The sequence below is a fragment of the Rhizobacter sp. genome (genome assembly GCF_032229685.1).
Lineage (GTDB): Bacteria > Pseudomonadota > Gammaproteobacteria > Burkholderiales > Burkholderiaceae_C > LMDS01.
On the sequence record NZ_JAVTWP010000048.1, the window covers coordinates 125,101 to 146,523 of the forward strand.

General features: G+C 65.8%; 22 protein-coding genes. 7 read left to right on the forward strand and 15 right to left on the reverse strand.

Features of this window, described 5'->3' with window-relative positions; genetic code table 11:
• The first annotated feature begins 10 nt into the window (after positions 1-10).
• From panD to AC30PD_RS24170, 5 genes are all read left to right on the forward strand, one after another.
• Positions 11-397, forward strand: coding sequence for an aspartate 1-decarboxylase (panD, locus tag AC30PD_RS24150; protein WP_489538236.1), 387 nt, complete (start codon positions 11-13; stop codon positions 395-397).
• On the forward strand, positions 394-1,203 hold the full coding sequence (panB, locus tag AC30PD_RS24155; RefSeq protein WP_489538237.1) for a 3-methyl-2-oxobutanoate hydroxymethyltransferase: 810 nt from the start codon (positions 394-396) through the stop codon (positions 1,201-1,203). The genes panD and panB overlap by 4 nt, the downstream gene beginning before the upstream one ends.
• A gap of 12 nt (positions 1,204-1,215) precedes the next feature.
• The gene (gene panC / locus AC30PD_RS24160; protein ID WP_489538238.1) at positions 1,216-2,052 is read left to right on the forward strand and encodes a pantoate--beta-alanine ligase; all 837 of its coding nucleotides are present in this window, start codon (positions 1,216-1,218) and stop codon (positions 2,050-2,052) included.
• A gap of 3 nt (positions 2,053-2,055) precedes the next feature.
• Entirely contained in the window at positions 2,056-3,717 is a 1,662-nt protein-coding gene (nadB, locus tag AC30PD_RS24165) for an L-aspartate oxidase (protein WP_489538239.1), read from the forward strand.
• 207 nt (positions 3,718-3,924) lie between these two features.
• On the forward strand, positions 3,925-4,911 hold the full coding sequence (locus AC30PD_RS24170) for a ketopantoate reductase family protein (protein ID WP_489538240.1): 987 nt from the start codon (positions 3,925-3,927) through the stop codon (positions 4,909-4,911).
• Here AC30PD_RS24170 and nadC read toward each other — a convergent pair.
• The 3 genes from nadC to AC30PD_RS24185 all read right to left on the reverse strand — a co-directional run bounded on the left by nadC (position 4,878) and on the right by AC30PD_RS24185 (position 7,517).
• Positions 4,878-5,747 (reverse strand): carboxylating nicotinate-nucleotide diphosphorylase, encoded by an 870-nt coding sequence (gene nadC / locus AC30PD_RS24175; RefSeq protein WP_489538241.1) that lies wholly within the window; start codon positions 5,745-5,747, stop codon positions 4,878-4,880. The two genes, AC30PD_RS24170 and nadC, sit on opposite strands and share 34 nt — an antisense overlap.
• A gap of 1 nt (position 5,748) precedes the next feature.
• Positions 5,749-6,852 carry a quinolinate synthase NadA gene (gene nadA, locus AC30PD_RS24180; RefSeq protein ID WP_489538242.1) on the reverse strand — a complete coding sequence of 368 codons (1,104 nt, stop codon included), beginning with the start codon at positions 6,850-6,852 and terminating at the stop codon, positions 5,749-5,751.
• Between the two features lie 245 nt (positions 6,853-7,097).
• Entirely contained in the window at positions 7,098-7,517 is a 420-nt protein-coding gene (locus AC30PD_RS24185) for a hypothetical protein (protein ID WP_489538243.1), read from the reverse strand.
• A gap of 249 nt (positions 7,518-7,766) precedes the next feature.
• On the opposite strand from AC30PD_RS24185, the gene AC30PD_RS24190 reads away from it, so the two are divergent.
• Both AC30PD_RS24190 and AC30PD_RS24195 read left to right on the forward strand, forming a co-directional pair.
• On the forward strand, positions 7,767-8,777 hold the full coding sequence (locus AC30PD_RS24190) for a type II toxin-antitoxin system HipA family toxin (protein WP_489538244.1): 1,011 nt from the start codon (positions 7,767-7,769) through the stop codon (positions 8,775-8,777).
• Between the two features lie 47 nt (positions 8,778-8,824).
• The gene (locus tag AC30PD_RS24195; protein WP_489538245.1) at positions 8,825-9,154 is read left to right on the forward strand and encodes a hypothetical protein; all 330 of its coding nucleotides are present in this window, start codon (positions 8,825-8,827) and stop codon (positions 9,152-9,154) included.
• 8 nt (positions 9,155-9,162) lie between these two features.
• Here the strand turns inward: AC30PD_RS24195 and AC30PD_RS24200 are convergent, their stop codons facing one another.
• The 12 genes from AC30PD_RS24200 to AC30PD_RS24255 all read right to left on the reverse strand — a co-directional run.
• The gene (locus tag AC30PD_RS24200; RefSeq protein WP_489538246.1) at positions 9,163-11,937 is read right to left on the reverse strand and encodes a conjugal transfer protein TraG N-terminal domain-containing protein; all 2,775 of its coding nucleotides are present in this window, start codon (positions 11,935-11,937) and stop codon (positions 9,163-9,165) included.
• 21 nt (positions 11,938-11,958) lie between these two features.
• Positions 11,959-13,410: a conjugal transfer protein TraH gene (locus AC30PD_RS24205; RefSeq protein WP_489538247.1), complete on the reverse strand. Its 1,452-nt coding sequence runs from the start codon at positions 13,408-13,410 to the stop codon at positions 11,959-11,961.
• Positions 13,411-13,428: 18 nt separating this feature from the next.
• On the reverse strand, positions 13,429-14,253 hold the full coding sequence (gene traF, locus AC30PD_RS24210; protein ID WP_489538248.1) for a conjugal transfer protein TraF: 825 nt from the start codon (positions 14,251-14,253) through the stop codon (positions 13,429-13,431).
• A gap of 25 nt (positions 14,254-14,278) precedes the next feature.
• Entirely contained in the window at positions 14,279-14,653 is a 375-nt protein-coding gene (locus AC30PD_RS24215) for a hypothetical protein (protein WP_489538249.1), read from the reverse strand.
• Positions 14,650-17,049, reverse strand: a complete 2,400-nt coding sequence (gene traN / locus AC30PD_RS24220; RefSeq protein WP_489538250.1) for a type-F conjugative transfer system mating-pair stabilization protein TraN — start codon at positions 17,047-17,049, stop codon at positions 14,650-14,652. Before traN ends, AC30PD_RS24215 begins: the two co-directional genes overlap by 4 nt.
• Before the next feature lie 2 nt (positions 17,050-17,051).
• Entirely contained in the window at positions 17,052-17,714 is a 663-nt protein-coding gene (trbC, locus tag AC30PD_RS24225; protein WP_489538251.1) for a type-F conjugative transfer system pilin assembly protein TrbC, read from the reverse strand.
• Positions 17,715-17,811: 97 nt separating this feature from the next.
• The gene (gene traU, locus AC30PD_RS24230; RefSeq protein WP_489538252.1) at positions 17,812-18,834 is read right to left on the reverse strand and encodes a conjugal transfer pilus assembly protein TraU; all 1,023 of its coding nucleotides are present in this window, start codon (positions 18,832-18,834) and stop codon (positions 17,812-17,814) included.
• A complete protein-coding gene (gene traW, locus AC30PD_RS24235) occupies positions 18,831-19,460 on the reverse strand; it encodes a type-F conjugative transfer system protein TraW (protein ID WP_489538253.1) in 630 nt (209 codons plus the stop codon). Before traW ends, traU begins: the two co-directional genes overlap by 4 nt.
• Complete coding sequence (locus AC30PD_RS24240) at positions 19,457-19,825, reverse strand: hypothetical protein (RefSeq protein WP_489538254.1); 369 nt, start codon at positions 19,823-19,825, stop codon at positions 19,457-19,459. Before AC30PD_RS24240 ends, traW begins: the two co-directional genes overlap by 4 nt.
• Positions 19,826-19,834: 9 nt before the next feature.
• A complete protein-coding gene (gene traF / locus AC30PD_RS24245) occupies positions 19,835-20,386 on the reverse strand; it encodes a conjugative transfer signal peptidase TraF (protein WP_489538255.1) in 552 nt (183 codons plus the stop codon).
• A complete protein-coding gene (locus AC30PD_RS24250; RefSeq protein WP_489538256.1) occupies positions 20,383-20,739 on the reverse strand; it encodes a hypothetical protein in 357 nt (118 codons plus the stop codon). The genes traF (AC30PD_RS24245) and AC30PD_RS24250 overlap by 4 nt, the downstream gene beginning before the upstream one ends.
• Positions 20,736-21,423: TraG/VirB4 family ATPase (locus tag AC30PD_RS24255; RefSeq protein WP_489538257.1), on the reverse strand; the 688-nt coding region annotated here is incomplete at its 5' end. The genes AC30PD_RS24255 and AC30PD_RS24250, both read right to left, overlap by 4 nt.

Here is a 21,423-nt window from a genome sequence, read left to right on the forward strand (position 1 = left end):
AGGTCAGACCATGTTCCGAACGCTTCTGAAATCCAAGATCCACCGCGCCACGGTCACGCACTGCGAGCTGCATTACGAGGGTTCGTGCGCGATCGACGACGACCTGCTCGACGCCTGCGACATCCGCGAGAACGAGCAGGTCCACATCTGGAACATCAACAACGGCGAGCGCTTCATCACGTATGCGATCCGCGCCGAGCGTGGCAGCGGCATCGTCTCGCTGAACGGCTCGGCGGCGCGGCGTGCATCGGTGGGCGACCTCGTCATCATCGCGGCGTTCGGCATGGTGTCCGATGCGCAGCCGGAGCCCCACCTGCCGCGCCTGGTGTTCGTCGATGCCGGCAACCGCGCCACCGGGCTCAAGCACCGGGTCGAGGTGCAGGCGGTCGCGAAGTGAGCGAGGCGCGCAAGCCCGTCACGCTGCACCGGCTGCGTGCGATGCACGCGGGCGGTGAAAAAATCGCGATGCTGACCTGCTACGACGCCAGCTTCGCGCGGCTGCTCGACGCGGTGGGCGTCGACGTGCTGTTGATCGGCGATTCACTCGGCATGGTGCTTCAAGGCCATGCCAGCACGGTGCCGGCGTCGCTCGACGAGATGGCGTACCACACGCAGTGCGTGGCGCGTGGCAACACGCAAGCGTGGATCGTCGGCGACCTGCCGTTCGGCAGTTACCACGAAAGCACCGATCAGGCGATGCGCAGCGCGGCCCGCCTGATGCAAAGCGGCGCGCACATGGTGAAGCTCGAAGGCGGCGGCTGGACGGTGGACACCGTGCGTTTTCTGGTCGAGCGCGGCATTCCGGTGTGTGCGCACCTCGGGCTGACACCGCAGTCGGTGCATGCGCTCGGTGGCTACCGCGTGCAGGGGCGGGACGCACAAGCCGCCGACACCTTGCGCCGCCATGCCCATGCGCTGGCCGACGCCGGTGCCTCGATGCTGGTGATCGAGCTGATTCCGAGTGCGCTCGCCACCGAGCTCACGCAGGCCCTGCCGATCCCCGTGATCGGCATCGGTGCCGGCCCCGGCTGCAGCGGCCAGGTGCTGGTGCTGCACGACATGCTCGGCATCACCTCAGGCCGGCTGCCGCGCTTCGTGCGCAACTTCATGGAAGGTGGCGGCAGCATCGAGGATGCCGTGCGCCGCTACGTCGCCGCCGTGCGCGACGGCAGCTTTCCCGTCGAGTCGATCCACACCTACTGAACCCGTTCCACCATGCGCGTCATCCACACCATTGCCGAACTGCGCCAGGCGCTGGCCGGCACCACCCGGACCACCCTCGTGCCCACCATGGGCAACCTGCACGCCGGCCACCTGTCGCTGATCGAGTGCGCGAAGGAAGCCGGCGGCCCGGTGGTGGCGAGCATCTTCGTCAACCGGCTCCAGTTCGCACCGCACGAAGACTTCGACACCTACCCGCGCACGCTGGAGCGCGACTGCGAGATGCTGCGCGCCGCGGGCTGCAACTTCGTGTTCGCACCGAACGAGGCCGAGCTGTACCCGGAGCCGCAGGCCTACAAGGTGCAGCCGCCCGGCGCGCTCGCCGACATCCTCGAGGGCCATTTCCGCCCCGGCTTCTTTACCGGCGTGTGCACCGTGGTGCTCAAGCTCTTCAATTGCGTGCAGCCCCGTGTGGCGGTTTTCGGCAAGAAGGACTACCAGCAGCTGATGGTGATCCGCCAGATGGTGCGGCAGCTCGCGCTGCCGATCGAGATCCTCGCGGGCGAGACGACCCGCGCCGAAGATGGCCTGGCACTGTCGTCGCGCAACGGCTACCTCGATGCCACGCGGCGGGTCGAGGCGGTCACGCTGTCGCGCGAACTCAAGGGGATTGCAGAGGCGCTGCGCAGCGGCCGGCGCGATCTGGCGGCGCTGGAAGACGCGGCGATGCAATCGCTCACCGCCCGTGGCTGGTCGCCCGACTACGTGGCGATCCGGCGGCGCAGCGATCTGGCGGCGCCATCGAGCGGCGAGGCGCTCGTTGTGGTGGCGGCGGCGAAACTCGGCACAACACGCCTGATCGACAACCTCGAACTCGACGCGGCAAGTTAGGCGATGCCCGACAGCGCTGCCCTGCCCATCGTCATCGTCGGTGCCGGCCTGGCCGGGCTGTGCACGGCCCTGCATCTGGCCGACCAGCGCCGCGTGATCGTGCTCGCCAAGCGCGGCCTGCACGAAGGCGCGACGGCGTGGGCGCAAGGCGGCATCGTCGGCGTGCTGGGCGCCGACGACAGCGTGGCTGCGCACGTGCGCGACACGCAGGAGGCCGGTGCCGGCCTCGTCGACGAACACAGCGCGCGCTTCATCTCGCAGAACAGCGCCGCCGCCGTCGAGTGGCTGATGCAGCAAGGCGTGCTCTTCACCGACGATGCGGCCGGCCCGCTCGGCCTGCACCTCACGCGCGAGGGTGGCCACGGCGTGCGGCGCATCGCGCACGCGGCCGACGCGACCGGCAAGGCGATCCACAGCGCCCTGCTCGCACGCGCCGCGGCGCACCCGAACATCGAGCTGCGCGAACACACGATGGCCGTCGACCTGATCACCTCGCGCCACCTGAAGCGCGCGCCGGCGCAGCGCTGTTACGGCGTCTACGCGCTCGACATCGCCCAAGGCCGCGTCGAAACACTCGCCGCCAGCGCGGTGGTGCTGGCCACCGGCGGCATCGGCAAGGTCTACCGCTACACCACCAACCCCGACACCGCCACCGGCGACGGCATCGCGATGGCCTGGCGCGCCGGCTGCCGGGTCGCGAACATGGAGTTCATCCAGTTTCACCCCACCTGCCTGTACCACCCGCAGGAACGCAGCTTCCTGATCACCGAAGCGCTGCGCGGCGAGGGTGCGATTCTGCGCCTGCCCGATGCACCCGCCGGCGATCCCGCCGGGGGCACACGTTTCATGCCGAACCACGACGAGCGCGCCGAGCTTGCCCCGCGCGACATCGTGGCCCGCGCGATCGACTTCGAGATGAAAAAACACGGCTTCGACTGCGTGCTGCTCGACGCCACGCACCTGGGCGAAGCCTTCCTGAAAGCGCACTTCCCGACCATCCACGCGCGTTGCCTGCAACTCGGCATCGACATCGCGCGCCAGCCCATTCCCGTGGTCCCGGCCGCGCACTATACCTGCGGCGGCATCGTCACCGACCTCGATGGCCGTGCCGACCTTTCAGGCCTGTATGCGGTCGGCGAAGCCGGCTACACCGGGCTGCACGGCGCGAACCGGCTGGCCAGCAACTCGCTGCTGGAATGCGTCGTGATGGGCCGCACCTGCGCCGAGCACATCGTGCGTCAGGCGCAGAGCGCGGGGCCGGCGGTCCCGGACTGGGACGAAAGCCAGGTCGAGGACGCCGACGAGCAGGTCGTGATCTCGCACAACTGGGACGAGCTGCGTTTGCTGATGTGGAACTACGTCGGCATCGTGCGCACCACGCGCCGGCTCGAGCGCGCGCTGCACCGCATCGCGCTGTTGCGCGGCGAGATCGACGAGTACTACGCCAATTTCCGCGTCAACCGCGACCTGCTGGAATTGCGCAATCTGGTCGACTGCGCCGAGCTGGTCGTGCGCTCGGCGCTGATGCGCCACGAGAGCCGCGGGCTGCACTACAGCCGCGACTTTCCGAACCCGCTGCCGGTGAGTTTCCCGACCGTGCTGACGCGGCCGGCGCGCAGCGAGGCGGCGGGCCGTGCCGACGGCCCGCCGAGGGTGGAGCTTTGAGTTGCACGCTCGCGTCCAACGGCTGAGTTGCGCCGAGCTGCTGTTCGACAATCCTTCGCCGACAGGCGGCGACCCCCGCTGATCCCGGTCTGCTCTTGCGTTGTTCGGGGCCTTCGTCTGCGGCCCCGTATCATCATCGGCAAGGAGCAAATATTGTCACGGGATTCAAAGTGTTTGGCGGTCGATTCGCGAACCAGGATCGCCGTGATGGGCGCGGGCGCCGTCGGCTGCTACTACGGCGGGATGCTTGCGCGTGCCGGCTACGACGTGGTGCTGATTGGTCGTTCGGAGCACGTCCGGGCGATCGAGCGGGATGGGCTTCGGCTCGAAGCGCACGGTTGGGATGAGCGGGTGCATCTCTCCGCCAGTACGCAGGCGAGCGCCGTCAGTGGGGCGAACTTGGTCCTGTTCTGCGTGAAGTCGACCGACACCGAACCCGCAGCGGCCCAGATGCGCACGCACCTCGCGCCCGACGCGGTGCTCCTGACGCTGCAGAACGGCGTTGACAACGCACAGCGATTGCGAGCCCTGCTGCCTCAAGTGGTGGCGACCGCGGTGGTCTATGTCGCCACCGAGATGGCCGGCCCCGGTCACGTCAGGCATCACGGCCGCGGCGAACTGGTCATCGAGCTGTTCAGCGGCAGCCATGCCGTGCAACAGCTTCTGATCGAAGCAGGCGTGCCCACCGAGATTTCCGACAACGTTCGTGGGGCGCTCTGGACCAAGCTGATCCTGAACTGTGCGTACAACGCGCTCTCGGCAATCGCGCGGCTTCCCTATGGCCCCCTGGTACAGGGCGACGGCGTGAGCGAGGTGATGCGTGACGTGGTTGCGGAGTGTCTGGCCGTCGCGCGGGCCGACGGGGTTCAGATTGCGGGTGACGTCGATGCAGCAGTCCGCCAGATCGCGCGGACCATGCCAGCCCAGTACTCCTCGACGTCGCAGGATCTCGCGCGTGGAAAGCGCAGCGAGATCGATCATCTCAACGGCTTTGTCGTACGTCGAGGCGAAGCGCTTGGCGTTGCGACGCCCGTCAACCGCGTGCTGCATGCGCTGGTCAAGTTGCTGGAGAGCAGCAGATCCCCGATGTGCGCTGCTCGGGGGCCGATGGGACGTTCGACACTGTCCGCTGCGGTGGCGTCGAACGACTCAATGGCCGCTCATTCGACCCCGCCCGACACCCGCATCGAGTAGTCCACCGCCCGAACGTCCTTCGTCAGCTTGCCGACCGAAATGCGGTCGACGCCGGTGGCGGCGATGCCGCGCAGTTGTGCAAGCGTGACGCCACCCGAGGCCTCAAGCACGGCGCGACCGGCCGTGACGGCCACGGCCTCGCGCATCGCCGGCTCGCCGAAGTTGTCGAGCAACACGCTCTTCGCTCCGGCCGCAAGCGCTTCGCGCAACTGATCCAGCGTCTCGACCTCGATCTGGATCTCCACGCCCGATTGCAATGCAAATGCACCCACCAGCGCCGCCGCCACACCGCCGGCCGCGACGATGTGGTTTTCCTTGATCAGCATGCCGTGCCACAGCGCGAGCCGCTGGTTCTGTCCACCGCCCACCCGCACCGCGTACTTCTGCGCCTGGCGCAGGCCGGGCACGGTCTTGCGCGTGTCGAGCACGGCGCAGCCCAACGGGTTCGGCGACGCACCTTCGATCGCGCGCACGTGCTCGCGTGTGGTCGTGGCGGTGGCCGAGAGCAGTTGCAGGAAGTTGAGCGCCGGCCGTTCGGCCGAGAGCAAGGCGCGCGCATCGGCTTCGATCTCGCAGACCTGGGCCTGCGCCGCCATGTCGGCACCCTCTTCGAAGCGCCACACGATGTGCGCCTTCGCGTCGAGCGCGTGCACGCAGCCGTCGAACCAGTCGCGCCCGGCGAGCACGGCGTTCTCGCGCACCTTCACCGTGGCATGCACGCGGCGGCCCGCGGGGATCAGGCGGCCGGTCCAGTCGCCGCTGCCGAGGTCTTCGCGCAGCGCGTCGTGGATGTTGCGTTCGCGCGCCTGTTCCAGCGTCTCGTTGTGCTCGAACATGTCAGGCGGCGCCGAGGTTCGGCACGTGTGCCAGCGGTTTGACCGCCGGCTGCGCCGCCACGAAGTCGAGCATTCGTTCGATGCAGCCCAGCGCCTGGCCGCGCACCGGCTCGGGCACGCTGATCTCGCCGCGGCCTTGTTGCAAACAATCGAGCACACCTTGCAGTTCGTTCATCGCCATCCACGGGCAGTGCGCGCAGCTCTTGCAGGTGGCGCTCTGGCCGGCGGTCGGCGCTTCCAGCAGCGTCTTGCCGGGGGCCAACTGGCGCATGCGGTGCAGGATGCCGTTGTCGGTGGCGACGATGTAGGCCGGCGCCTTGCCAAGCGCCACCGCGTTGAGGAGCTGCGTGGTCGAGCCCACCACGTCGGCCTGCGCCACCACGCTGGCGGGCGACTCCGGGTGCACCAGCACCAGCGCCTGCGGGTGCTCGCGGCGCATCAGCTCCAGCTCCAGGCCCTTGAACTCGTCGTGCACGATGCAGGCGCCGTCCCAGAGCAGCATGTCGGCGCCGGTTTCCTGCTGGATGTAGTGGCCGAGGTGGCGGTCGGGCGCCCACAGGATCTTCTGCCCCAGGCCCTGCAGGTGGCGCACGATGGCGACGGCGCACGAGCTCGTCACCATCCAGTCGGCACGCGCTTTCACCGCCGCGCTGGTGTTGGCGTAGACGACGACCGTGCGCTCGGGGTGGGCGCTGCAGAAGGCCGCGAACTGGTCGGGCGGGCAGCCCAGGTCGAGCGAGCAGGTGGCTTCCAGGTCGGGCATCAGCACCCGTTTGTGCGGCGACAAGATCTTCGCCGTCTCGCCCATGAAACGCACGCCGGCAACCACCAGTGTCTGAGCCGCGTGGTCGCGGCCGAAACGCGCCATCTCGAGCGAATCGGCAACGCAACCGCCGGTCTCCTGCGCCAGGTCCTGCAGGTCGCCGTCGACGTAGTAGTGGGCCACCAGCACCGCGTCACGGGCGCGCAGTTCTTGCGCGATCTGCTGTTTGAGATCGTTCTGAGTGGAGGTCAGCGATGAGTCTTGAACCAGATCACCTCCGGCTGCGGCACTGCCGCGAGCAGACGCAGGGCGTCCGTTGAGCCCACTGGAAGGAACGGGCATGTCGTCGCGACGTGTTCCGACCGGGTCAGGCCGACGCGCGGTCGAGCGCGAACTGGAATTTCTCAACAGAGTTCCCCATCAAAATCAGCCGCAGGTCACGCGGTCTCGCCCGTCATTCTTCGATTCATACAACGCTGCGTTGGCGCGGCAGATGAGCGCACCGGTTGAGCGCGGTCTGCGGCGGCAGGATCGCGAATTCCCCGCCGCCGTATCGAGACACCGCATGCGGGGCGTTCGCCGCCGAGTTACGCATGATCTCGCCCACCGCCCGGATCACGCGGCCCCTCCGCATGGCCATGGGGGTCGCCCGAATTCTTGACTTCAACCGTCCCAGCCCAGATCTCGTTCAGCCGCGGCGAGAGTATCTGGACATCTCTCGATTCCAAGGCTGCCGAAAACCCGATGAGGTGTACTCCGTGGATGCCCGCACGCTTGCCGATCTGCGACGCAGATTGCTCCACGCCCGATAGCCAAGTTTGCAGTTCGCCGCTGATGTGCTCCATCGTCTCCTCGTCGCCGGTAGCGGCCTGATTCTTGTCCAAGCTCAGCACGGTTGCGGCATCATTGGCGCCGAATCGCCCGTCAACTGATCGATTGCCGTGTTCAGCTGGGATTGATCCCGGCGGCGTATCCGTGCCAAAGCGTGAACGTGATTGAAGCAGCATCGGTCCCGTGTGCCTGTGTGCCTGTGTGCCCGTGTGCCCGTGTGCCCGTGTGCCAGACGCGGCAATTCGGCACTTCGAGCTCTCAGTTCGATATTTCGCAAGGATGCACATTCAACGTCTTAACAAACGCTGAAGCAGTGTACAGAGGTGGCCGCGCAAATTTAGGCAGGGCGTCAACACCCGCAGCAGGGCAGTGAAACCTTCGGCGTCTTCGCCGACGCGAGCCCGGATCGTTGGGGAAGACTTCTCATGCGACGCCGTCTTGAGCGTGCACAAAGGGCCGGGACCACAGCCGCGGCTGTACGACTTGTCGAGTCGGACTATCTGCTCGGCGTGCATGACGCGTTCCGCGTCGGCGCGCTGAGGTTTCGGCTCGATGATGCAGGTGATTTTCTGGACAACCAGTACGACCTTGCTGCGCCGCCATTTGTTCAATTGCGTGAACTCGAGGCCGCCAGCCTGGCGCTGGAACGCGACGAGGACAACACCGCTGCGCAGGGTGATCAGTGGCTGCGCATGCTGATCGCGCCGGGCGGGTCGTTGGGTGGTGCGCGGCCCAAGGCCAGCGTCGTCGATCCCGATGGCCACCTGTGGATCGCCAAGTTTCCCAGCGTGCGCGACGAGCATGACGTGGGTGCCTGGGAAATGGTGGTGCACACGCTGGCGCGTGGCTGTGGGGTGCAAGTTCCCGACAGTCTGGCGCGCCGGTTCGCCAACCCGCACAATACTTTTCTCGTGAAGCGATTTGATCGCACGGGTTCCGGGCGGCGGCTTCACTTCGCGTCGGCGATGACACTCACCGGACGCCAGGACGGCGACGACGCTTCTACGGGCGCAAGCTACCTTGAGATCGCGCGTGTCTTAATCGATCACGGCGCGCAGACCGACATCGATCTTGGGGAACTGTGGACGCGGATCGTTTTCAATCTGATGGTTTCCAACACCGACGACCACCTGCGAAACCACGGCTTCATCCTGGTGCCCGGGAAGGGGTGGCGCCTCGCGCCGGCCTTCGACATGAACCCGGTGCCGCACGCCCAGGGGCTGAAGCTGAATATCAGTCAGGCCGACAACGCACTGGACCTCGATCTCGCTCGCGCCGTGGCACCGTACTTTCGTGTATCTGTTCGTGATGCAGAAGGGGTCATCGGCCGTTGCCTGACGGTCGTGCGCCAGTGGCGAACGATCGCCACACACGTTGGCGTGCGAGCCCGAGGGCAGGATGCCATGGCTGCGGCGTTTCGGTTGGCCTCAACGTAGGAAGGGGTTGCAAACTCGCGGCCGGCGAGTAGGCTGCTAACGGGGGCATGTCTCAGATGCGCAAGGCACTCTTCTTCATATTCATCGCGGTTGGCGCAGCCGTCGGCTTGGCTTCGGCATTGGCTGACGACTGGGGTGTGAAAATTGTGATGATGACTATCGGTGCTGTCACAGGTGCAGCGATTGGCGGGTCGATTTCCAGCATCTCCGCTCGCGTCAGGAAGAAGCAGGCGTTCGACAACTCCGCGGTACCCGGGCAAGGCATGACGCCGATGGACTTGATGGACAACTACTGGCGCGACAAGGGGCGACCGCCCTTGACCAGCGCGCTTGAGCCAGAGCACGGACGCCATCAGTTCGACCCGGACAAGCTCTAGAAATCCCGCTACTTCTTGCGTAGCGTGTCCTTGACGATGTCCTTTGCGTTGTCGATGGATGCGCCGGCGTCGCCCGCAACCTGCTTGCCCGCCTGCTTCAACAGCGACTTCCGGGACTGAAGCGTACCGTCGGGCGCGTTAACGATTTCGGTCTTTGCGTTTACTGCGGCCGAATCCGATCTGACTTGCTGCCGGATATCGACACCAATTTCTTGAACGGTGGCGCGAATACCTGACGGCGCGGTGGCGCCCGCCATAAACGGAAGTGTCGTGTCAGTTCCGGCCACGGTCTGGCGGTTCGACCTTGCCCGCGCTGCGATGTCGGGGCCGAGCTTGGCATTCGCAGCCGCGCTTTCGTGGAGTCGATGAATCTCTCCGAACGAAGCAGGGAGCGCTGTGCCGTCAGAGAACGAGCGATTTGGCGGAAGGCCTTGCCGCGCGAGCTCGGCTTCAAACAAGGCCAAAGCGGACGCGCTATTGCCCCCGTACTGCTCTGCGAATCGCATGAACATCGCCAGGTTGTGCGGATCCTGCGCGGTGTCTATGGAAATCGTCTCGCCGCGATCACGCGCTGCAGACAGCCGCTCGGCGAGGGCGGTGCGCTCGGCAACACTTGCGTCGGCGCGCGTCGAGCGAGCAGTGGACGACGCCATGCGCGAGGACAAGTCCTTGGATTCCCGCGAGTCGGACGCTACGGCATCGATCACGCTGCTGTCGCGCGACACTCGATCACCAAACTGTTTGAACTCAGCGAGTTGATCGCTTGTTAACGAACCCAAGACCTTCTGCTGTTCGGCTGAAAGGCTTGCTTGATAGTTCTTACCTGCGCTGGCGCGTGCATCAGCTCCGGCGATGGGTGTCGACAGCCCAACATGCGCAGCCGCTCCAAACGCGATTTGCGCAACCTGCGACTGCGTCAACCCGGTTCGATCAGCCACGCTCCTAGTAATTTGGTCAAGGCGCGTAAGGTTCTCTCCGACTTGCTCGAAACTGCTGGAAGTCGTTCCCCCACTGGAGCGTATTGATCGAAGTTTCGCAAGGCCACGACTGAAAGTGTCGGCAAGCACCGCAGATCGCTCAGTGCTCGCCGACACCGCCTCACTGCGCGCCGCATCCACCTGCCGACTGGCCTCAGTCACGTCCTGCTCGCTCACCCTCATCGACACGACGCGCGACGCGAACCCCTGATTGCGCAGCAGACTCACTGCCGTCCGTCCTGTCAAGGCGTTCGACGAAACCGTGTTCCCCGTCAAATCGTTCTGCCACGAACTCATGAACGCCGACGTGCGGTTCGGTGCCAACTGCAACTGGTCCATTGCCACGTTGCCCATGTTCACGTTGCCGACGACTGCCGAGCCGGTGCTGCCCGACAGCATGCCCTGCAGCCCCGACAGTCCGCCGACCAGCGCGGTGCCGAAGTTCTCCATGCGCTTGAGTGCTGCCCAGGCGATGAAGGGGATGCTGATCGCCAGGTAGCCCACGATGGCTTCGCCCGAGATTGCCCGCGAGTAGATCGTCGAAGCGGTCTGTAACGACAGCGCCTTTGCGCCGGTGCCGAGATCGGCCGCCGCCGCCAGGTCGTAGGCCGCGTAGATCGACGCCATGTAGTTGAGCACTGCATACAGCGGCGGCCAGAGCTGAATCCAGATCAGGATCGCGGCGTAGCCCTTGAAGGCGATCATCGTTTCGCGCCCGCTGGTCAGCAGGAGCAACAGCACGAACAGCGGGAACAGGGCGTAAGTGATGGCCTCGATCACGTTGCGAAAAACCGGCAGTGCCTGCTCCGCGACCTTGCCATAGTTGAGCCAGGTTGCGTTCTGCTGCGCGACAGCTTGCGCGCGCCCGACAGCCAGGACCATGGATGCTGGGTCGTTGACCTTCTGCCCGATGACGTTGCTTGTGTCGTTGATCGCATTGAGCACGGCGTTCTGGCGGATCAAGTCGGCGGCAGTCGCTGCTGCCGTGGCGATGCTGTTCTTCAAGTAGGCCTGCTGAATCTGGCCGGCGATGGCTGCTGTTGCGGCAGCGCTCGGCAAGGTCGGGTTCAGCTGAAACGCCAGCTTGCCCTGAATGCGGGTGATCTGCGCCGGCAGCCGCCCATTGAGGTTCGTGTAGACGTTCGGGCACGTATCCACTGTCACGGCACCACCGCCGCCGGTGATCGTGCTGAAGCGCGCCGGGTTGGGCGTGCTCATCAGCGCCCACACGTCGTCCGAGCTGGAGAATGTTCCCGGATCGACAGTCCCGTCGATCAGGTCGTACATCGTGCAGTTATGGATGTAGTTGATGAGGTCGGTGCGGAAGTTCGGGTCCTGAAACACGGCGTTGCCGGTGTCGCGGATCAGGCGGTTGCCGAACATCAGGCCGTTCTTTTCGTAGGTCAGCTCGCTGGGCAGTGCGCCGGCGCCGGGGATCACCTGGAACGCCGTCTCGAAGAGGCCCGTCAGGGTGTGCCCGATCGTGCTGGTGACGCTACCCAGCATCGCGACGCCGAACGGCACGTTGGCCACCACCTTGACTGGCGAGCCACCTGTCTTGTCGACGATCCCGACCGTCACGCGAGGCACGATCAGGACGGCGAACACCAGCAACACGGTGGCCAGCCACTTCCAGCCCTGCAGCTTCTCCGGCGCAAAGGCGTATGCGATCAGCGCGGCGACGAAGCCGCAGAAGGCCACCGCTGCGACGGCGGCCATGTAGTCGCTCGACGCGTGGATTGCCGCAGCTGCGTTGAAAATGCCGAACAGGCTGTCCGCGTTCTGGTAGGCGTAAATCTCCCACACAGCGGGCTCACTTGCTGCCGTCTACCGAGACAGATAGGCCGCTTGCCGACCCAGCATGTCCATCACGTGCTGCGGCATGCTGGAGCGAAGCTGCCGTTCGAGCTCTTCGAGGTGGCTGGATACCGCACGGAACGAGCCGACCTTTTGGTACAGCAGGTTCTTCTCCTGAGACAGTTGCAGCAGCATGGCCTGGGCGCGCTGGCGGATGTGCGTGGCGAGGTCGCGCTGGCTCTGCTGCAACGTGTAGTCCTTGTCGAGTGCCGCCATGCCCAGGCGCAGGTTGCGCTCCAGGAACACGTAGGCGTAGTCGGCCGCGATGACGTCACGGTACTGGCCGATCAGGCTGTCTGCCAGGCCCGAGCCCGGGATGGTCGCGCCGATCGACAGCATCTTGTAGACCGGTTCGGTGGTCTGGTTGACGAAGCCGACCTCGGCCGAGTTGTTGGGGATCGCGGCGCGGGTGGCGATCTTGTCGGCGATCGACCGCATCATGGTTTCGACGCGCGCGGTGAACGGCGTGTGCGCATAGGCCGTGTTGAGCGTCACCGCATCGCAGTTTGAGTAGTCGTTGCAGCGCAGCAGGTGCTGCGTCACGTCGGTTCCAGCGCCTGGGCCCTGGCCATACAGCAACTGGCTGATCGAGGTGATGGTCGGAGCAATCGGCTCTGGATCTCGCGCCGCATCTTCGGGATAGAAGACGACCGTGCCGACGATGCTCATGATCAGCTCACGTTCCTGATCGTCGAGGTAAGTCCCGGTGTACTGCAGCGCCTTCCAGGTCAGGTTGCCAACGAAGGGCGCCTTGTTGCGCACGTTGGCGTCGCCCGACGTACGTGCCGAGGCCAGGATACTGGTGCGGTCCGTTGCGCAGCGCCTCCGTGCGGCATCGCGGTCGGTCTCGAGCCCCAGCTCGATGGCAAGGTCTCCGCAGGCCTCCTGCGAGCTGTAGCCTGCGGCTTCGGCCGCCGTGCTGACGATGGCCTTCGCGGTCTCGCACGAGTTGATGCGGGCGTTGTTGATCCAGGTTTCCAGGCCCTTCGCCCATTTGGTCAGCCCGCCGAGCAAAGGCGAGACGGCTTCGAGTGCGAGTTGGAAGGCAATGCCCGGCAGGGCGGCCGTGATGTTGCGCAGCATGTTCTTGAACTCGGCCGATGAGATGTGCGAGAACGATCCGCCGAACACGTCGATGCCACCGCAGCCGGCCTTGGCGCTGGGAAACTGGATGGCAGCCAGTTGATAGACCTTGTTCGGCGCCCGCATGAACAGGCTGCCCCCGGTGTAAGTGTTGAAGGTCTGTCCGCGGAACGCGCCTGGCGCCGTGTAGTTGCCGATCGTGCCGAGGCTGTTGAACATGTTGTTCACCTCGGCATTCAAGTCACCAGCGCGCAAGGTGATCGGCGACACGACGAGGACTGCGGCCATTGCAGTCGCGATGGAGCGGCGGCCGAGGCGTTGCGTTTCGATGGTGTTCATGGAATGCTCCCGCACGGGTTACTGAAGGACCACCGGTTGGCCATCCTTCGACGGCCCGGACTCGCTGGTCGGTGCCGACACGGTCGCGATCCGCTCCAGCAGCTGCGATTCGGACAGCACGCCAAAACCGATGGGCATGATCTTTCCGGTGAAGGGTTGGGCGAGGTAGACGGCGGGAACCTGGCTGACCTTCAGCGTGGTGGCGATGCCGTTGTCGCGACGGGCGTCCGGGAAGCCGGGCATCGTGCCGCCGTCGATGCTGATGGCCACCACCTTGATGCCGTAGCGAGCTTCGAAGGTGCCCAGCGTCGGCGCGAAGGCGTGGCAGTACGGGCAGTCGCCGCGAAAGAAGAAGAACAGCACGTGGTCACGGCCCAGCGTCCCGATGGACTCGGTGCGCTGCGACATCTGCTGCTGCTCGAACACTTCCAGCGCCTTGGCGTTGACCGGCCGACCCTGCAAGGTCGGGTCGAGCTCGGGTGTTCCCCAGGCCACGCGCTGCGCCACATCGGCAAAGGTCGAGGCCCGCGCCACCACCTTCGATTCCAGTTCCATGTAGCGGCGAACGTTGGCCTCGGTCGGTCGCATGATGGCGATGTTGCGGGTTTCTTCGAGCGTCTTTTGCAGCCGCTCGAATTCGGCGATCTCGGGTGGGCGCAGAGCCTTGGGCTTGGCGGTCGGGGTGGCGATTTTCGGCGGAAGGAAGGGGCGGTCCTGCGCGTCGGCTTCCGGGTCTTCATAGAAGTGCCAGCCTCGCCATGTGTCGGTCCAGTAGGGCGAGGCAGGGGTCTGCGTACGGGCTGCTGTCGGGCACAGGACGGCAAGCAGCAGCGCGCAGATCACGAAGGTGTGTTTCACGACGGAAGTCTCATGACAACGACTTCGGCGGCTGACCGTCGCGACAATAGTTGATCCCGAAGTCGATGGTCTGGCGGCGTGGTGCGGGGGCGCCCGGCAATTGCACGCCGTCCTGCCAGAAGCGCACCTTGAGGCGGCGGCAACCCGCTTGCGCATAGCGACGCTCCGTGATCACGTCGATGTAGATCGGCGACGTGCCCTTGAAGCGTTGCGTGATGGCGTGGGCCATCTCACCCACCAGCTTGCCGTGGGCTGCACCGCCGGGCGCGTCGATTGCGGCGATCAGAAGCGGTCGCGCGTCCTGCACCGGCTTGCGATCCTGCGCCGATACGTCGAGTGCGAGGCTGCTGAGCGTCGCCAACCAGGTGACAACGAAGTACCTCACTGGCACCTCCCTTGGCCGTAGTAGCAGGTCGGGATACGGCTCGCGCCATTGCCTTGCAGCGTGGTTAGGTTTGGAAGCGTCGGCACAAGCGATGCGTAGAACTCCGTCAGGTCCATCGCCGCGAAATTGAGGGTCTGCAATTGCGCGATGGTGAAGCCCGTGCAATCGGGACTCTCGGCGCCGCCCCAACCCTTGCCGATCTGAATCCGGCCCTGCTCGTTGACGATGCGCGCGAGCATCGAGTTGAAGCAGCACTTCGACGTCGTGTGTTCCTCGCAGGAGGAGCAGATGCCATGGACGCGGAAGCACGAAGAGCACCAACTGCCGACCGTGTGGCACAACTTCGCGCCTTCCTTCATCGCGAGCTTTCCCTCTTCCTCGTTGCAGGACATCATCGACAGGATGATGTAGATGATGATGGCGATGACCAACGACCACGGGTCGAAGGCGACGACGAGGCTTTCGCCGGCATAGAGCACCGTCGAGCCAGCGGGCAGGGCTGCGCCGTTCACGGCGACTGTCACCCCGTAGGAGCTGAACGTGCCGCTGAAGCCCCCGCCCGTCAGCAGGGCCGACACGCCCTGGTACAGGAACTCACGGTTCTCCGAGTTCATGAGTGCGTCGTAGACCAGCCGTGAGCCGGTGCCGAAGACGCTCTGATTGCTCATGCCGGCCCCGGCGCCGTCGGAGTAGCAGCAGTTCTTCAACAGTCGGTCGCGGCAGCGGTTCTCCTCGCCCTTGAACACCTGCATGCGGTCGGAGTCGATATAGACGCCGGCTTCGCGACCGGCCTCGAGAAGCGACATGCTTCGCGCAAAGTCGGGATCGTTCGGCGAACTGATGTTGAAGCAACTGCCCTCTAGACAGAACACGTTCGATGGGCAGTTGCTGGCGCTGGTGACGGTCCGTGCCGGCACGGGGCAGCTGTAGCGGTCCTCAAGAACCTCGCAGGTGCCGGTGGCGATATTGGTCTGCTTGCAGGCCGAGCCCGTCGGCGTGCAACCTGCAGCGATCAGCGGCGCGCATTGATCAGCCGGAGCGGCGCTGGTGCAGGTCATCGTGCTCGTGGTTTCCCAGCAGTCGCGCGTGATGGACACGCCGTCGATCACCTTCGTGGCCGGGCCGTCCGTGCAGACCGCTGCGGTGCTGACGGTGCAACGGCCACCGGATGCCAACGCTGGACACTGGTCGTCCCAGCGGTCGGTCGCGGTCACCGTCGTCAGCGGCCTGGCGTAGCTCAGTCGCATCGTCGAGATCGGGCCGAACCCAGGATTGATCGACCAGCCGACCACGGCGCGATCCGCGTCGAAGTTCCATAGGAGGCCGGGGACGGTGCCGGTGATGTCAGTGCCGGCGTAGGTGCCGGAAGAGTCGGCGGGTACGTAGCACTTGGTGGCGTCCAGGGCGGTGGTGTTGCAGCTGCCGCTGTCGCCTCCAGTACAAACCGTGTTCTGGATGTTGTCGCCACTTTGCGTGCCGGCGCGGCAAGCCGCGTAGTCCTTCAGGAAGGGTTCGACGCTGGTGCAGGTGTAGCCCGAGTCGCCGCTGCCAGTGCAACTCTCCTGGGACTCGGCGGCGATCATCGCGGTCAGGCTGCAAGTACCGCCGACACAAGACTTGTCGGCCACCCACACACCGTTGCGGATTGGCTGGCCGGTCATTCCTGAGTAGGTCGTGCTCAGCACCGCGACCATCTCGGGGAATGCCACAGGACGGGTCATGTCCACGTTAAAGAAGCTCAGCGGCGCAGCGTCCTGCGTGACGCGGAAGTGCTGGGCAGTCTCGGGTCGGTCAGGCAAGCACTGGGCATCGAGGCCCGTGCGCCCCGCGCCGGCGTGTGCGAACCAGTCACCCGGGGTGCAACTGGTGGTGCGCTCGGTGCTGACGGTCAGTGACCGGCCGCAGCTGTAGTTGCCGACGCCCTGGTAGCGCAGGCAACTGCGCGTCTGGGTCGTGGCCGGCACAGGGGTCATCGTCGTGGTGCAGCCGCTGTAGTAGGCGGCCAGGCTTCCGAGCACGCTGGACGGGCTGCGACCAATGTCGCGGGCGGCAGCCACCGACGGGTCGTCGGTCGAGATTGCGGGCCGCGGCGTGTTCGCCGACGACAGTGCGCCGCGCTGCGCCTGGCATACGGGATCGTTGGGCAGCGTCGCGCACAAGGCGAGCCGCGCATTGCCCTGGGCCGCCATGTTGGGCTGCCGGTAGTAGGCCGATTCGGGCGGCGCGGTGGTGTAGCCCGGTACCACGGCGGTGGCGTTCGGCGTCGTGACGCTGCCGCGTGCCACCGGGTTGGCCGCCTGACCGGCGGCAACGCCTTCCTCGTGCGGCCCGGCGACGGCCGAGGTCTGCGTCGTGACGAAGCAGAAGATCGTGAACCACGCGATCCACTTGCGCATGCTCAACTCCCCGCGCCCTTCATGCGCTTCAGAAAGCCGCTGGCGTCTTTCGCGAGCCGGGGCGACGCGCGCTGAATGTGCTCCAGCGCGTAGTCGAGACTGACGTCGCCGGCCGCCCGCGCGAACTGGTCGTTGGCGAAGCACATGCTGGCGCCACATGGCTTCGGCTGAGCCCCGTCGCGGACCAGTACGAACGAGGGCGTCCGAACGATGGCGAAGCGGTCGAAAGCCTGCGGGTCGATCTGCACGGAGACCTGGCGACTGCCGATCAGGTGCTGTATGCGCTCGACCGTGTCTCGCAGCGATCCGTTGACGAAGCCGCGCAGCACCAGCGATGCGCGGGCGCGGGAGGCTTGATCGACCAGGCGGGCGAGTGTGGACTCTGGCATGGAGAAGCTGACGAAGATCAGCAGCCCAGGACCAACTTTGGCGGCCATCGCCGGCTGGTCCGCCTGCGCATCGAAGCCTTTGGCGAGGGCTTCCAGGTCGATGGGCGTTTGCGTCGCAGGTTGGGGCAGTGCATCCACCTTGGGCGTGGACGGCACGGGCACGCGGGCCAGCTCGGCATCGGTTGGCGTTCTGTGTTTCTGCTGCGCCCGCTCGATGTCGCGGTCGGTGATCACCGGTTGTGCGCGACGGGCTCGCTCGATGTCCGCGTCGGTCACGGTCGGCGCTTTCTGAGCGAATGTGCCGGCACAGCAGGCCAGTACCACCCCGGCCGTGATGGCAGATCGGACGGCGCCGCCGCTGCGATGGGTGAGTTCAGTAGCCCACACAGCAGTTCCTCTTTCGAAACAGCATGAAGGCGAAGTCCTCACCGCGCACCGGGTACTCCTTGCCTGCGCCCCAGACGATGGTGCTGCGACCGAAGGGTTGGCAGCAGCGGCCGCCGTCTTTCCCGGTGTTCGCGACGGGGTAGGTGAGCTGGGTCTTGTAGGCCGTCTTGTCCATCGCTGGAAGGAAGTACGGTCCACAGAGTCCCGCCTTGCCATGCCAGCCCCAAGCCAACAGCTCGCGGTGCATCTTTGCGGTCAGGCGCTGGGCCAGCAGCGCAGCCGTGCGCACACCCCCCATGTGGTACGGCACATGCCCGTCGAAGGGGTAGATGCCGCCCTGGCAACCCGCGCACCAAAACATCTCGGCGATGCCGAAGCCCGCCGTTGCTGCGACGCAGTCGACTGCGCAGGCGGCCACGGCCACCGGGTTGGCAAACAACACCGCTTCCGGATTCAGGATCAGCGTCAACTCGTCGTCGTTCCAGAGCGGATCGACTTCGGTCAGGTACGCCAGGTCGAACGAGCCCCGCTCCAGGCAGGGGAAGTCCGTCACGACCTCGAGCCAGTACAGGACCGGGTTCACATAGAAGTGGGCTTGGTAGAAGCTGCCGCCATCACCGTCTCCCTCGGACCGCGTGAACCGGGCAGCCGCTGGCGCCGCGACACCGGGATCGAGATCGATGCCGCCCAGCGAGACCAGGCAGAAGGGCTTGCGCACGACCTCGACATGTCGGGCCGGCTCCCAGAAACCGATCGACAGACCGATGGTCGGGTTGACGCCGCAACTGCAGACGGGGTTCGATGGATTGGCGATGTCTTCTTGCCCGTCGAAGTTCGCGACCGTGGCGCCGCCGATGCTCATCGGCAGGATGCAACTCCAGCAGATGTCGGTGATCGGGTTCGGGAACTTGCCGGTGCAGGTCAGGCTGTCTGCGGCATGGACGAATGTGGACGCGAGCGCGAACAGCACGGCGAACGTGGCCGCAAAGAAGGCGCGGGCGGTCGTCATGGCAGCAGCACCTCGTCGATGCGCAGGCGCGCGCCTTCCTGCGACACGATGGCAGGCACCTGCTGGATGCCGAAGCGCCGGGTCAGCATGCCCTGCTGGTCGTAATAGACCGGGATGCGCCAGGCCTTCATCAGGTCGAGGTAGGAGCCGCCGGTCAGGATGGGTTTGACCTTGCCGTCGTAGCGCGTCATCAACTCGCGAGCCCGTGCCACCTGGCGCCGGTCGCGGGCGTCGAAAAACAGCAGATGCTTCGACAGCGACACCACTTCGAGCGGGTTCTTGCGCAAGCCCGCTGCGAACATCAGATGCCCCTGCGCATCGACGATGTTGCGGTCGAGCGTGAAGCTCGGATCGAAGTAGAAGGTGCGGGCGGTCTCGGTGGCGCGCAGGCCGGCAATCGGCTGCGGCCGGGTCACCGCTTCGGTGCCACGGGTCTGCGCCTGCTCGATCAGTCGCTGCAATTCACCGCTGCGCTCCTTGTCGCGCAGGCGCTGCTCGATGAAGTTCAGCAGGTGCGGCTCGCTGATCCCGTAGGTGGGGCCCAAAGTCCCGAGATCGGTGGCGAGGGCGCCGCATCCGCACATCAGCAGCGCCGACGAAGCGATGGCGGCGAGGGCGTGTCTCACCGACCAGCCCTCGGGTCGCAGACCACGCGCTGGCCGAGCTGAGCGACGCCGTTCGAGTCGCCCAGATGGCTCGCGCGAATCATCCCCATCAGGACGGGATCGCCATCGCCTTCGGACATCGCCCGACGCAGTTCCGCCGTCTTAATCTGCCGACCGCAACGCTGCTGGAATGCTTGCAGGTAGGCCAGCGCACCATCGCGGGCGGGTGTGGCGATCTGAGCCAGCAGGGCGAGGTAGTCGCCCAGCGGCATGCCGTCCGTGATCGGAACGGACGGGCTTGCAGGCACCGGCTGTGCCACCGCCGTCGCGGTTGGTGCAGCAGCGGCGGCAGCGACGACGGCGAGTTGGAGCAGCGCAAGTTTCATCACTTCCCCTCAGAAGAGCGGCACCACCGTGCCAAGCACCTGCTCCGCGCGCACCAGCCCGCTGGCGCGGTAGCGCGAATCGAACGAGTCGGGGCTCGTGCCCTGCAAGTAGTAGTGGCCTGGCGGGATCACCGTGGCGGCGATCGGTTCGAGAGGCCGGCGGTCGTACGCATGCGTCTTGGCCGTGCCGACCACCTTGCCGTTGACGGCAACCACACGGCCGGCGACGGTCACTGCATCACCGGGGAGACCCCGCACGATCTTGAAGAAGGGTTGGCCATGCAGGCCCGGGTAGGCGGTCTGCGCCTCGCCCGCGAAGGCAAAGACGATGAAGTCGCCGCGCTGCAGGTCGTGCGTCCCGTAGTGCACCAGCGCGACGCTGTAGGGCAGGCTGGGCGTCCAGTTAAACAACACCGGGACGCGCGGCGTCGGGTCGACAAAGACGCGGGCGTAGGCGAAGCCCCAAACCGCGAAAACCGGCACGTACAGGTACCAGCGTGCGCGCATGTGGCGCAGAAAGTCTTCGAAGTTGGCGACGAACCGAAAGCGCAGTGCGTTCATGGCGCCTCCAGCTTTCGGCGCAGGTGCGCGGTCAGGTCCAGCGTGCGCGGCGTCGAGCCGGCGACCGCGCTCTTGAGCACGACCAGGCAACTGCAATCGCGTGGGAGTTCCTCCAGCGCGACCGGCAAGCGCTGCGCGAACGCGCGCGCCATCAGCATGGCCTTGTCACGCTCGCCGTCCGTGCCGGCCTTCGTCAGGATCAGCGTGAACTCAGCCTCCTTCTGGCGGTAGACCTCGCCGACGTCGACGACACCGACGAGTTGCCCGGGGCGGATCACCAACCTGTCGTACGCGGCCAGGGTGCCGAACACGATCACCATCGCCAGCACGGCCTGGACCAGCAGCGCCTTCATGCAACATGCCCCCGGCGCCGCAGCAACTCGGCGATGGCTTCGTCGATGCTCAGGCCCTGCGCCCGCAGTTCGTCGATCGGCGCGTTGTCCTCCAGCTTGTTGGAGAACAGCAGATGCGTCGCGGGGTCGAGGATGTTGCGCGCCACGCCTTCACCCACCGGAGAAGAGATGTAGACCTCGGAGAAGACACCGGGCTCGGTGCGCAGCGAGTTGAGCAGGCGCTTCTTGGGTTCGTCCATCGACAGCCGCCCCTTGCGGTCGAGCATTTCGATCGACTCGGGCTTCTGGCGCAGCAGGAACACCCAGTCCGAGCAGTTGAAGGCCGCTTCCATCTGGGCCGAGCCGTAGTAGTCGTCAGCGCTTTGTGTGGCGGTGCCCAGTGAGCCGCCGTACTTGCGCGCGCGGCGGGCCGCTTCCTCGACCACGGCGGCCTTGACCGGATCGTCGGCGCCGATATCACCGAGTTGCTGCTTCAGTTCGTCGATGAAGAGCACCTTGCGCCGGTTGCGCGTCAGGTACATCTCCCCGGTGATCTGGTGCAGCAGCAGGATGTTGACGACGGCATGCAGGTCGGGCCGGCGCTTCAGCTCCTCGTTCTCGATGACCACGAAGTCGTTCGCGAAATCGACGTTGTTGCGGCCCTCGAAGAAGCGCTCGTACTGGCCGCCCCGCGCATAGGGGTTC

Excerpts from the sequence above, each read along its gene's own strand:
- traU (WP_489538252.1), bottom strand. The coding sequence starts at position 18,834 with ATGACGACCGCCCGCGCCTTCTTTGCGGCCACGTTCGCCGTGCTGTTC.
- panC (WP_489538238.1), top strand. The coding sequence starts at position 1,216 with ATGCGCGTCATCCACACCATTGCCGAACTGCGCCAGGCGCTGGCCGGC.
- AC30PD_RS24170 (WP_489538240.1), top strand. The coding sequence starts at position 3,925 with ATGGGCGCGGGCGCCGTCGGCTGCTACTACGGCGGGATGCTTGCGCGT.
- nadA (WP_489538242.1), bottom strand. The coding sequence starts at position 6,852 with ATGCCCGTTCCTTCCAGTGGGCTCAACGGACGCCCTGCGTCTGCTCGC.
- nadC (WP_489538241.1), bottom strand. The coding sequence starts at position 5,747 with ATGTTCGAGCACAACGAGACGCTGGAACAGGCGCGCGAACGCAACATC.
- AC30PD_RS24250 (WP_489538256.1), bottom strand. The coding sequence starts at position 20,739 with ATGAAGGCGCTGCTGGTCCAGGCCGTGCTGGCGATGGTGATCGTGTTC.
- AC30PD_RS24185 (WP_489538243.1), bottom strand. The coding sequence starts at position 7,517 with ATGCTGCTTCAATCACGTTCACGCTTTGGCACGGATACGCCGCCGGGA.
- AC30PD_RS24195 (WP_489538245.1), top strand. The coding sequence starts at position 8,825 with ATGTCTCAGATGCGCAAGGCACTCTTCTTCATATTCATCGCGGTTGGC.
- AC30PD_RS24240 (WP_489538254.1), bottom strand. The coding sequence starts at position 19,825 with ATGAAACTTGCGCTGCTCCAACTCGCCGTCGTCGCTGCCGCCGCTGCT.
- AC30PD_RS24205 (WP_489538247.1), bottom strand. The coding sequence starts at position 13,410 with ATGAACACCATCGAAACGCAACGCCTCGGCCGCCGCTCCATCGCGACT.
- nadB (WP_489538239.1), top strand. The coding sequence starts at position 2,056 with ATGCCCGACAGCGCTGCCCTGCCCATCGTCATCGTCGGTGCCGGCCTG.
- traN (WP_489538250.1), bottom strand. The coding sequence starts at position 17,049 with ATGCGCAAGTGGATCGCGTGGTTCACGATCTTCTGCTTCGTCACGACG.
- traF (WP_489538255.1), bottom strand. The coding sequence starts at position 20,386 with ATGAACGCACTGCGCTTTCGGTTCGTCGCCAACTTCGAAGACTTTCTG.
- AC30PD_RS24190 (WP_489538244.1), top strand. The coding sequence starts at position 7,767 with ATGCGACGCCGTCTTGAGCGTGCACAAAGGGCCGGGACCACAGCCGCG.
- panD (WP_489538236.1), top strand. The coding sequence starts at position 11 with ATGTTCCGAACGCTTCTGAAATCCAAGATCCACCGCGCCACGGTCACG.